The organism is Citrobacter sp. UYEF32, from assembly GCF_040546205.1.
Taxonomy (GTDB): domain Bacteria; phylum Pseudomonadota; class Gammaproteobacteria; order Enterobacterales; family Enterobacteriaceae; genus Phytobacter; species Phytobacter diazotrophicus.
Genome location: NZ_JBEPNI010000003.1, coordinates 649,933 through 660,974 on the forward strand (window position 1 = coordinate 649,933; position 11,042 = coordinate 660,974).

Sequence of the window (11,042 nt, forward strand, 5' to 3'; positions counted from 1 at the left end):
ATTCTGCTAAATTATCGCGGGTTTTCCGCCCGGATAAGGGAGATGAGATGAAGCAGGCATTACGTGTAGCGTTTGGTTTTCTGATGCTGTGGGCAGCGGTGCTGCACGCAGAAGTACGTATCGAGATCACCCAGGGGGTGGACTCGGCACGCCCAATCGGTGTTGTGCCCTTCCAGTGGGCAGGCCCTGGCGGCGCGCCTGAGGATATCGGCAATATCGTGGCGTCGGATCTGCGTAACAGCGGTAAATTCAATCCTCTGGATCGTTCTCGTCTGCCTCAGCAGCCGGCGACGGCCCAGGAAGTTCAGCCCGCAGCATGGTCTGCGCTGGGTATTGATGCCGTCGTTGTGGGCCAGGTCAGCCCGAACCCGGATGGCACCTATAAAGTGGCTTACCAGTTGGTCGACACCGGCGGTGCGCCGGGTACCGTACTGGCACAGAACTCCTTCAACGTCAGCAAACAGTGGCTGCGCTATGGCGCGCACACTGCCAGTGACGATGTGTTCCAGAAACTGACCGGCATTAAAGGTGCATTCCGCACCCGTATCGCGTATGTCGTGCAGAGCAGTGGCGGCCAGTTCCCGTACGAACTGCGCGTCTCTGACTACGATGGTTTCAACACTGCCGTTGTTCACCGCTCTTCGCAGCCGCTGATGTCTCCGGCGTGGTCGCCAGATGCCTCTAAACTGGCGTATGTGACCTTCGAAAGTGGTCGTTCTGCGCTGGTGATTCAGGATCTGTCCAGCACCGCGATTCGTCAGGTTGCGTCTTTCCCGCGTCACAACGGTGCGCCGGCGTTCTCTCCGGATGGTTCTAAAATTGCCTTTGCGCTGTCAAAAACCGGTAGCCTGAACATCTATGTGATGGATCTGGGGTCTGGTCAAATCCGTCAGGTCACCGACGGTCGCAGCAACAACACTGAACCCACCTGGTTCCCGGATAGCCAGAATCTGGCGTTTACTTCCGACCAGGCAGGTCGTCCACAGGTTTATAAAATTAACGTTAACGGCGGCGCTGCGCAGCGTATCACCTGGCAGGGTTCACAAAACCAGGATGCTGACGTAAGTTCTGACGGTAAGTTTATGGTAATGGTGAGCTCCGATGGCGGTCAGCAGCACATTGCCAAGCAGGATCTGGTAGCGGGTGGCGTGCAGGTTTTATCGTCAACGTTCCTGGATGAATCGCCGAGTCTGGCACCTAACGGCACGATGGTAATCTACAGCTCTTCTCAGGGGATGGGATCCGTGCTGAATCTGGTTTCTACAGATGGGCGTTTCAAAGCGCGTATTCCGGCGTCTGATGGACAGGTGAAATCCCCTGCCTGGTCGCCGTATCTGTCTAAATAATAATTGGTAATTAAAGGAATTAACGAAATGCAACTGAACAAAGTGCTGAAAGGCCTGATGCTGGTTCTGCCGATCATGGCAATCGCGGCCTGTTCTTCTAAAAAAGCAACCAACGACCAGAATGGCGAAGGTATGCTGGGTGCGGGCACTGGTATGAACGGCAACGGTAACATGTCTTCTGAAGAGCAAGCTCGTCTGCAGATGCAGCAGCTGCAGCAGAACAACATCGTCTACTTCGATCTGGACAAGTATGACATCCGTTCTGATTTCGCTGCGATGCTGGACGCGCACGCTAACTTCCTGCGTAGCAACCCGTCTTACAAAGTCACCGTAGAAGGTCACGCGGACGAACGTGGTACTCCGGAATACAACATCTCCCTGGGCGAACGTCGTGCTAACGCCGTTAAAATGTACCTGCAGGGTAAAGGTGTTACCGCTGACCAGATCTCCATCGTTTCTTACGGTAAAGAAAAACCTGCAGTACTGGGTCATGACGAAGCGGCTTACGCTAAAAACCGTCGTGCCGTACTGGTTTACTAAGAGAATTGCATGAGCAGTAACCTCAGACATCATTTATTGAGTCTGTCGTTACTGGTTGGCATAGCGGCCCCCTGGGCCGCTAATGCTCAAGCGCCAATCAGTAGTGTCGGCTCAGGCTCGGTCGAAGACCGTGTCACTCAACTCGAGCGTATTTCTAATGCTCACAGCCAGCTTTTAACTCAACTCCAGCAACAACTCGCTGATAACCAGGCGGATATTGACACCCTGCGTGGCCAAATTCAGGAAAGTCAGTACCAGCTTAATCAGGTTGTTGAACGTCAGCAGCAAATTCAGCAGCAGATCGGTAGTCTGAGTAACGGCGGTGCGGCAGGTCAAACGCAGCAGGCTTCGGGCGATCAGGGTGGGGCAGCGGCACAGGCAGCGCCTGACGAAGCGGCAACCTCTGGCGCACCGGTACAAAGCGGTGATGCCAATACCGATTACAATGCAGCGATTGCCCTGGTACAGGATAAATCTCGCCAGGATGACGCGATTGCCGCATTCCAGAACTTTGTTAAAAAATACCCTGATTCAACCTATGTTCCGAATGCCAACTATTGGCTTGGGCAGTTGAATTACAACAAGGGTAAAAAGGATGATGCGGCGTTCTATTTTGCCTCCGTGGTGAAAAATTACCCAAAATCACCGAAAGCGCCAGATGCGATGTTTAAAGTCGGCGTGATCATGCAAGACAAAGGTGACACGGCGAAGGCGAAAGCCGTTTACCAGCAGGTGGTCGCGAAGTATCCGGGTACTGAAGGTGCAAAACAGGCACAGAAACGTCTCGGTTCTATGTGATGAATAGCACATGACCAGAAATCGCTTTTTTTCTGGTCTTGTCGCGTGAATCATAAGCAGTCAGGTGATCTTCCTCGAAATTCTTGTTGCGCTGCGTTCTTAAATCAGTAATATATGCCGCCGTTGCCACGGGATATCAAACAAACCAAAAGCAACGCAAAAGTGGGTCGTTAGCTCAGTTGGTAGAGCAGTTGACTTTTAATCAATTGGTCGCAGGTTCGAATCCTGCACGACCCACCAATCTTTCTGGTGGAAAGCGGTAGTTAAACGTGAAGGATAACGTTGCGTCAGCAACGGCCAGTAGGGCGAGGCAAAGCCGAGTCATCCTGCACGACCCACCACTAAGTCAGTATCCAGCGTAGTATCGGGTGATTAGCTCAGCTGGGAGAGCACCTCCCTTACAAGGAGGGGGTCGGCGGTTCGATCCCGTCATCACCCACCACTCGGGTCGTTAGCTCAGTTGGTAGAGCAGTTGACTTTTAATCAATTGGTCGCAGGTTCGAATCCTGCACGACCCACCAATTTAACGCTTTACTCCAGTGTTAAACGTGAAGGATCTCGTTGCGTTAGCAACGGCCGAATGGCGATGCAAAGCCGAGTCATCCTGCACGATCCACAGCTTTATGTGGTTCCGAGTAATAATCTTTCAGATGACACCCGTATGGGTCGTTAGCTCAGTTGGTAGAGCAGTTGACTTTTAATCAATTGGTCGCAGGTTCGAATCCTGCACGACCCACCAATTCCAAGGTGGTCACTGGTAGAGAACGTGAAGGATAACGTTGCGTCAGCAACGGCCCGTAGGGCGAGACGAAGCTGAGTCATCCTGTACGACCCACCACTCTGAATGATTAAAGCAGTAAAATCCCGCAAGGGGTCGTTAGCTCAGTTGGTAGAGCAGTTGACTTTTAATCAATTGGTCGCAGGTTCGAATCCTGCACGACCCACCAAATTTTATGTGGCATCCTGTTATCAGGATGTGCAGGATAACGGAGTCGTTTACGACGACGGCCCGAAGGGCGAGCGAAGCGAGTCATCCTGCACGACCCACCAATGTAAAAAAGCGCCTTAAAGGCGCTTTTTTGCTATCTGCGATATAAAAGATTCGAACCTGCAGCAGGTTCGGGTCTCACGCAGTGAGACAACGGATCCGCCTGCGGCGACGACCCGGAGGGCGAGGCGAAGCCGAGTCATCCTGCACGACCCACCAATGTAAAAATGGCGCTGGCGGCGCTTTTTTGCTATCTGCAATGCGCCCATTCATCGCTTTCCCTTGCACTCCATCACCCATCCGTTCATTTCTTGTGACTTTTACCCCTTAATCCGCTATCTTGTTTAGTATATAAAACACATTCGCCTTACCTTTGCCGCGCTGTCGTAAAAGAAAGGCATTTTGTTAAGCCAGTAAAACGAGTAAGCATGATGAGCGTAATGTTCGATCCGCAAGCCGCAATCTATCCTTTTCCCCCTAAGCCTTTCCCGCTGAGCCGTGATGAAAAAGAATTTTATCGGGAAAAAATCAAACGCCTGTTAAAAGAGCGTGATGCCGTGATGGTTGCGCACTACTACACGGACCCGGAAATTCAGCAACTGGCGGAAGAGACGGGTGGCTGTATTTCTGACTCACTTGAGATGGCGCGCTTTGGAGCCAAACATCCGGCCTCAACGCTGCTGGTCGCGGGCGTGCGCTTTATGGGTGAAACCGCCAAAATCCTCAGTCCCGAAAAAACCATCCTTATGCCGACACTCAACGCCGAGTGTTCGCTGGATTTGGGCTGTCCGATTGAGGAGTTTAGCGCTTTTTGCGATGCGCATCCGGACCGGACCGTTGTGGTGTACGCCAACACCTCAGCGGCAGTGAAAGCGCGTGCTGACTGGGTTGTGACATCCAGTATTGCCGTTGAGTTGATTGAACATCTGGATAGCCTCGGTGAGAAAATCATCTGGGCGCCTGACCGCCATCTCGGCAGCTACGTACAGAAACAAACGGGTGCGGATGTACTGTGCTGGCAAGGGGCCTGCATCGTACATGACGAATTTAAAACACAGGCGCTGATTCGCATGAAGGCGCTTTATCCGGATGCCGCCATCCTGGTGCACCCGGAATCTCCGGACTCTGTGGTCAAACTGGCCGACGCGGTCGGTTCCACCAGCCAGTTGATCAATGCCGCAAAAACACTTCCACATAAGCAACTGATTGTCGCCACTGACCGCGGTATCTTTTATAAAATGCAGCAGGCGGTGCCAGAGAAAGAGTTACTTGAGGCGCCGACCGCCGGGGAGGGAGCAACCTGCCGTAGCTGTGCTCACTGCCCGTGGATGGCAATGAATGGTCTGAAGGCCATTGCCGAAGGGTTGGAGAACGGCGGCGCGGCGCACGAGATCCATGTCGACGCCGCGCTGCGTGAAGGCGCTTTGTTGCCACTGAACCGTATGTTGGATTTTGCGGCTACACTACGTTCTTAATGAGGAAAAATGCGTAGGAATACGCTCTGGGGAAAAGATGGATTTTTTTAGCACACAGAATATCTTGGTACATATCCCGATCGGCGCCGGAGGCTACGATCTTTCATGGATTGAAGCAGTAGGGACGGTGGCGGGACTGTTATGCATCTGGCTCGCCAGCCTGGAAAAAATCAGTAATTACGCATTTGGCTTAATCAACGTAACGCTGTTTGCCATTATCTTCTTCCAGATCCAGCTCTACGCCAGCCTGTTGCTCCAACTGTTTTTCTTTGCCGCCAATATCTACGGCTGGTACGCCTGGTCGCGGCAAACAACCGCCAACGAGGCAGTTCTGCAAATCCGCTGGTTGCCTTTACCCAAGGCTTTAGCCTGGCTGGTCGTCTGCGCGCTTGCTATCGGTTTTATGACCTTCTTTATCGATCCGGTCTTTGCGGTGCTCACGCGCGTGGCGGTCTCGATGATGCAGACGGTGGGGCTGAATGTGGCGATGCCCGAACTGCAGCCAGACGCCTTCCCGTTCTGGGATTCCTGCATGATGGTACTTTCCATCGTCGCCATGGTTTTGATGACGCGGAAATATGTTGAGAACTGGCTGTTGTGGGTCATTATCAATGTCATCAGCGTGGTGATTTTTGCCCTGCAAGGCGTCTGGGCCATGTCGCTGGAATATATGATTCTGACCTTTATCGCACTCAACGGTAGCCGGATGTGGATAAATAGCGCCCGTGAGCGCGGCTCTCACGCGTTCTCGAACTAATGATGGTGTGAATGGCTGTGGTCTGGCTGCGTCTCGCTGAGATGGCAGTCAGGCCCGCTACAGGGCTGGTACTCCATCTGAATGGTGACATGCTCAATCTGATAGTGATGCACCAGAAAATGTTCAATTTGCCGCAGTAGTCCGTCGTGATCGTGTGGTGGAATAACCTGGACATGTAACGTCATCAGCGCTTTTTCTCCCACCAGCCAGACATGCACATGATGTACATCGCGCACTTCGCTAATGGCCCGCCGCAGATGCCGTTTCAGGGCGTTGATATCCAGTGAAGTGGGCGCTCCCTCCAGCAATTCATTGACGCTTTCACGCAAGAGTGCCCACGCGCTGCGTAATACCAGCACCGAGACCAGTATGGAAAGTATCGGGTCGGCGGGTGTCCAGCCGGTAAACATAATGATCAGCGCAGCGGCAATGGCGCCCACGGAGCCCAGCAGATCGCCAAGAACATGCAGGGCTGCCGCCCGGACATTCAAATTCCGTTCTTCATTACCACGATGCAGCAGCCAGAATGCCAGGATATTCGCCAGCAATCCCATGACGGCAATCACCATCATTGTCATACCTGCCACGGGTTGAGGATGGTAAAAGCGCTGAATGGCTTCCCAGACGATAAAAAAAGTAATCAATACAAGCGCAATGGCATTAACAAAGGCAGCCAGCGTGGTCAGACGAAGCCAGCCAAAAGTGCGTTGGGGTCCTGAGGGGCGGTGGGCAAAATGCACTGCCAGCAGGGCAAAAAAGAGTGCAGCAGCATCCGTCAGCATATGCCCGGCATCGGCCAGTAACGCCAGTGAGCCTGAAACCAGTCCCCCCACCACCTCGACCAACATGAACAATGCTGTGACGCTAAAGGCCAGAAGTAATCGCCGCGCATTGGCGTCAGCAAGGATATGAGAGTGAGAGTGTGAATGCGCCATAATGAGCCGTCCCGTGTAATTGGCGTTAGCAGCGTCTTACATCATTGCAGATCTTTTGCTAATCAGCAGAAAAAATTGAGGAGAGCCGAAGCTCTCCCCATTTTGGCCGCAGACTACTTTTACTGCGTTGTGCCGTCGGTTTTGGTATCTGTGTCATTGTTAATACCGTTACCGGTCTGAACTTTCTTATTGATATCCGGACACTTACCGTCTTTACACTGAGAGTTTTTATGGATCTCATCTTTTGTCATGTGCTTAGTACCGACATGAGAGTTGGTGTGTTTCTCCGTGTTCAGTTTCATGCCTGAAGAATCAGAACCATTTGTTGAGGTATTTGGCGCAAGGTTCTCTTTCGCATCCGGCGCTGTCTGTCCCGCGCTGGCGGCGGCGTTTGCCTGACCATTATTGTTTTGAGAGGTAGAATCCGCAGCGAATGCCGCACCGCTTGCCAGGGTCAGAGTTGTCGTCAAGAAAAGTGTCGCTAATTTATTCATTTTCATCATGATGCTCCTGTTCTGGTCATTGTTTACCGATACGAATCATCGGCCTGACATGCGCGAACGAACTATCACGCTCAGTAGTGAAACATGTTATATACTGTCGAATAAGGCAGAATATAATCTTGAAAAATAAATCAAACTAAGTATTAACACTTAAAAAGTGTAGCGTCGTTATCGCTATTCGCTACTTTCTGACGGTTTTTAGGGGAATTCCAGGAATTTTCTGCCCGAACTGTAAATTCGCGTTTACACTACCTGACTGACAAGTTAGATTGGAGAGATTGCATTCATTAAAATAAGTATGGCAACGCTGGAACGATCATGAATTATCAGAACGACGATTTACGCATTAAAGAGATCAACGAGTTATTACCTCCTGTCGCGCTTCTTGAGAAGTTTCCTGCTACCGAAACTGCGGCCAAAACGGTCTCTCATGCCCGCAAAGCGATTCACAAAATTTTGAAAGGCAATGACGATCGCCTGCTGGTGGTGATTGGCCCGTGCTCTATTCACGATCCGGCTGCGGCCAAGGAGTACGCAGCGCGTCTGCTGACGCTGCGTGAAGAGCTCCAGGGTGAGCTGGAGATCGTGATGCGCGTTTACTTTGAAAAACCGCGCACCACAGTCGGCTGGAAAGGGCTCATCAACGATCCGCACATGGATAACAGCTTCCAAATCAACGATGGCCTGCGTATTGCGCGTAAGTTATTGCTGGATATCAATGACAGCGGATTACCGGCTGCCGGTGAATTCCTTGACATGATCACCCCGCAGTACGTTGCCGACCTGATGAGCTGGGGCGCTATTGGCGCGCGTACCACTGAATCCCAGGTTCACCGTGAGCTGGCCTCTGGCCTTTCTTGCCCGGTCGGATTCAAAAACGGCACTGACGGCACCATCAAAGTCGCCATTGACGCGATCAATGCGGCGGGAGCGCCACACTGCTTCCTCTCCGTGACCAAATGGGGTCACTCCGCGATTGTTAACACCAGCGGGAATGGCGACTGCCATATCATTCTGCGCGGTGGTAAAGAGCCGAACTACAGTGCAAAACATGTAGCAGAAGTGAAAGTGGGGCTGGAAAAAGCCGGTCTGCCTGCACAGGTGATGATTGATTTCAGCCATGCGAACTCCAGTAAGCAGTTCAAAAAGCAGATGGAAGTGGGGGCAGATGTCTGTCAGCAGATTGCTGGCGGCGAGAAAGCAATTATCGGCGTGATGATTGAAAGCCACCTGGTGGAAGGCAATCAGAGCCTCGAAAGTGGCGAGCCGCTGGTCTATGGCAAGAGCGTGACCGATGCCTGCATTGGCTGGGAAGATACCGACACGGTCCTCCGTCAACTAGCGGCAGCAGTAAAAGCGCGTCGCCAGTAACTACATTTCATCTTTTGGCCTGTCTCTTTGTTGGCTGCATTGTTGGCTGCACTCAGAACCCCCGGTCACAGAGTTATCTATGCTCTCGGGGATTTCTTTCTTTGCCGCCCCGGTACAGCCTCAAATGATGTTGTGTATTGGTGCCACAAAGAAAAAAAGCGTGGATTGCTCCACGCTTTTTTTATGCTTTGCGAAAATTACTTCGCTTTACCCTGGTTGGCAACGGCAGCCGCTTTTGCAGCGATCTCGTCGGCGTTCCCCAGGTAGTAGTGTTTGATAGGCTTGAAGTTTTCGTCGAACTCGTACACCAGCGGCACACCAGTCGGGATATTCAGTTCGAGGATTTCGTCTTCACCCATGTTATCCAGGTATTTCACCAGCGCGCGCAGGGAGTTGCCGTGTGCGGCGATGATGACGCGCTCACCGCTTTTCAGGCGCGGCAGAATGGTTTCGTTCCAGTACGGCACAACGCGTTCGATAGTCAGCGCCAGGCTCTCGGTAGTCGGCAGCTCTTTCTCGGTCAGTTTTGCATAACGCGGATCGTGGCCCGGGAAACGCTCATCATCTTTCGTCAGCTCCGGTGGCGTAACAGCAAAGCCGCGACGCCACTGTTTAACCTGCTCGTCACCGTATTTCTCAGCGGTTTCTGCTTTGTTCAGACCCTGCAGCGCACCGTAGTGACGCTCATTCAGTTTCCAGGATTTCTCTACCGGCAGCCAGGCCTGATCCAGTTCGTCCAGCACATTCCACAGGGTGTGGATGGCACGTTTCAGCACAGAGGTATACGCAAAGTCGAAGCTGAAGCCTTCATCCTTTAGCAGTTTACCTGCTGCTTTGGCTTCGCTAACGCCTTTCTCGGACAGATCAACGTCGTACCAACCGGTGAAGCGGTTTTCATTGTTCCACTGGCTTTCGCCGTGACGAACCAGAACCAGTTTAGTAACAGCCATACACTTACTCCTTCATAAGCCTGATTGAATGATAACAATTCTCATTATATTGCCCTGTAATGACCAGCAGCAACGATTACCCTTAACCATAGCGAAAATAGTGGCCCAGTGTAAGGTGCTTGTGAATTAGTGGTTACCATTTTGTCGATGATTGGCCGATATTTCAGCGAAATGGGCAAAAAAAACCCTCCGCGTGGAGGGTTGGTTATCAGGCGGGAATAAAGTGATATTCCGTCAGGCTGACATATTCATCACCGGGTTGCAGAATGCAGCTATCGTGAGGGTAGTCCGGGCGGTTCGGGCTGTCGGGTAAAAACTCGCTTTCCAGCGCCAGACCCTGCCACGCACTGTAGGCCGTATTGCCGCGTGCGGGTGTCCCTTCAAGGAAATTCCCGGAGTAAAACTGTAGCGCCGGGGCTGAGGTATAAACAGACATTTGCAGCTTATTGTCCGCCGACCAGACGTGTGCGGCAGGCAGGCTGGCATCGCCTTTGGCCTGCAGCAAAAACGCATGATCGTAACCTTTTACCACGCGCTGATCGTCATCGCTTAAGAAATCCTGTGCCAGCGTTTTCGGCTGGCGGAAATCAAAGCTGGTCTGCGCCACGTTTTTCAGATCGCCCACCGGGATGCCCATGCTGTCGACCGGTAGATAAGCATCCGCCAGCAATTGCAGCCTGTGGCTGCGCACGTCGCTCTGATCGCCGTTAAGGTTGAAGTAGGCGTGGTTGGTCAGATTCACCGGGCAAGGCTTATCCGTGGTCGCGCGATACTCGATAGCGAGGCGGTTATCTTCGCCAAGGCGATAAAGTACGCTGGCGTTGACTTTGCCAGGAAAACCCTGGTCGCCATCAGGCGAGGTTAATGAAAGCAGCGCTTCACTGTCATTTTGTCGCTCAATCCGCCAGCGGCGCTTATCAAACCCTTCCGGGCCGCCGTGCAACTGGTTTTCACCCTGGCTTGGCACGAGCGTATAAGTTTCCCCGTCGAGGATAAACTGGCTTTTGGCGATACGGTTCGCGTAGCGCCCCACCGAGGCGCCCAGAAAGGCGTTCTGGTGGATATAGTGTTCGGGGGTGGCACAACCGAGCAGCGCTTCACGCACTGAACCATCGGAAAGCGGGACCCGTGCCGACAGCAACGTTGCGCCCCAGTCCATGACGGTGACCACCATCCCTGCGCTGTTGCGCAGGGTAATCAGACGGAAGGGCAGTCCATCTGGCGCTGCCCCGGAAGATTCATTTAGCACTGTCCCGCTCCCTGTGAAGGTTTGCACACGTAAAAGGTTTCTTTAATGCCGGTTTTAGCTTCGTACTGTGCCGCAACGGCCTCTTTCACCGCAGGCACCAGCGCTTCCGGCACCAGCGCGACCACGCAGC

At 52.7% G+C, this 11,042-nt stretch carries 10 protein-coding genes, 5 tRNA genes, 1 other RNA gene and 1 pseudogene; 12 read left to right on the forward strand and 5 right to left on the reverse strand.

Annotated features, from left to right (window positions below):
* The first annotated feature begins 47 nt into the window (after positions 1-47).
* The 11 genes from tolB to pnuC all read left to right on the forward strand — a co-directional run bounded on the left by tolB (position 48) and on the right by pnuC (position 5,904).
* Entirely contained in the window at positions 48-1,346 is a 1,299-nt protein-coding gene (tolB, locus tag ABIB59_RS11365; RefSeq protein WP_041852066.1) for a Tol-Pal system beta propeller repeat protein TolB, read from the forward strand.
* Between the two features lie 27 nt (positions 1,347-1,373).
* Positions 1,374-1,886 (forward strand): peptidoglycan-associated lipoprotein Pal, encoded by a 513-nt coding sequence (gene pal, locus ABIB59_RS11370; protein WP_041852065.1) that lies wholly within the window; start codon positions 1,374-1,376, stop codon positions 1,884-1,886.
* Between the two features lie 9 nt (positions 1,887-1,895).
* A complete protein-coding gene (gene cpoB / locus ABIB59_RS11375) occupies positions 1,896-2,684 on the forward strand; it encodes a cell division protein CpoB (protein WP_041852064.1) in 789 nt (262 codons plus the stop codon).
* Positions 2,685-2,848: 164 nt separating this feature from the next.
* Positions 2,849-2,924: transfer RNA gene (locus ABIB59_RS11380), tRNA-Lys, on the forward strand.
* Positions 2,925-3,050: 126 nt separating this feature from the next.
* Positions 3,051-3,126, forward strand: a tRNA-Val gene (locus ABIB59_RS11385).
* A gap of 3 nt (positions 3,127-3,129) precedes the next feature.
* A tRNA-Lys gene (locus ABIB59_RS11390) sits at positions 3,130-3,205 on the forward strand.
* A 142-nt stretch (positions 3,206-3,347) separates the two neighbouring features.
* A tRNA-Lys gene (locus ABIB59_RS11395) sits at positions 3,348-3,423 on the forward strand.
* Between the two features lie 132 nt (positions 3,424-3,555).
* A tRNA-Lys gene (locus ABIB59_RS11400) sits at positions 3,556-3,631 on the forward strand.
* Positions 3,632-3,763: 132 nt separating this feature from the next.
* Positions 3,764-3,891, forward strand: a non-coding RNA gene (locus ABIB59_RS11405) — RtT sRNA.
* A gap of 212 nt (positions 3,892-4,103) precedes the next feature.
* Positions 4,104-5,147 carry a quinolinate synthase NadA gene (gene nadA, locus ABIB59_RS11410; RefSeq protein WP_354035470.1) on the forward strand — a complete coding sequence of 348 codons (1,044 nt, stop codon included), beginning with the start codon at positions 4,104-4,106 and terminating at the stop codon, positions 5,145-5,147.
* A gap of 37 nt (positions 5,148-5,184) precedes the next feature.
* The gene (gene pnuC, locus ABIB59_RS11415; protein WP_041852062.1) at positions 5,185-5,904 is read left to right on the forward strand and encodes a nicotinamide riboside transporter PnuC; all 720 of its coding nucleotides are present in this window, start codon (positions 5,185-5,187) and stop codon (positions 5,902-5,904) included.
* Here pnuC and zitB read toward each other — a convergent pair.
* Together zitB and ABIB59_RS11425 are read right to left on the reverse strand one after the other, a co-directional pair.
* Positions 5,901-6,839 (reverse strand): CDF family zinc transporter ZitB, encoded by a 939-nt coding sequence (zitB, locus tag ABIB59_RS11420; RefSeq protein WP_354035452.1) that lies wholly within the window; start codon positions 6,837-6,839, stop codon positions 5,901-5,903. The genes pnuC and zitB overlap by 4 nt on opposite strands.
* Before the next feature lie 119 nt (positions 6,840-6,958).
* The gene (locus ABIB59_RS11425; protein ID WP_107224781.1) at positions 6,959-7,339 is read right to left on the reverse strand and encodes a protein YbgS; all 381 of its coding nucleotides are present in this window, start codon (positions 7,337-7,339) and stop codon (positions 6,959-6,961) included.
* Between the two features lie 321 nt (positions 7,340-7,660).
* Here ABIB59_RS11425 and aroG point away from each other — a divergent pair, with 321 nt between their 5' ends.
* On the forward strand, positions 7,661-8,713 hold the full coding sequence (aroG, locus tag ABIB59_RS11430) for a 3-deoxy-7-phosphoheptulonate synthase AroG (protein WP_041852059.1): 1,053 nt from the start codon (positions 7,661-7,663) through the stop codon (positions 8,711-8,713).
* Positions 8,714-8,910: 197 nt separating this feature from the next.
* Here the strand turns inward: aroG and gpmA are convergent, their stop codons facing one another.
* The 3 genes and pseudogenes from gpmA to ABIB59_RS11445 form a co-directional block, all read right to left on the reverse strand.
* A complete protein-coding gene (gene gpmA, locus ABIB59_RS11435; protein WP_041852058.1) occupies positions 8,911-9,663 on the reverse strand; it encodes a 2,3-diphosphoglycerate-dependent phosphoglycerate mutase in 753 nt (250 codons plus the stop codon).
* Between the two features lie 208 nt (positions 9,664-9,871).
* Positions 9,872-10,912 carry a galactose-1-epimerase gene (gene galM, locus ABIB59_RS11440; RefSeq protein ID WP_110295839.1) on the reverse strand — a complete coding sequence of 347 codons (1,041 nt, stop codon included), beginning with the start codon at positions 10,910-10,912 and terminating at the stop codon, positions 9,872-9,874.
* Positions 10,906-11,042, reverse strand: a pseudogene (locus tag ABIB59_RS11445) (galactokinase); the annotation flags it as partial. The pseudogene ABIB59_RS11445 and the gene galM, both read right to left, overlap by 7 nt.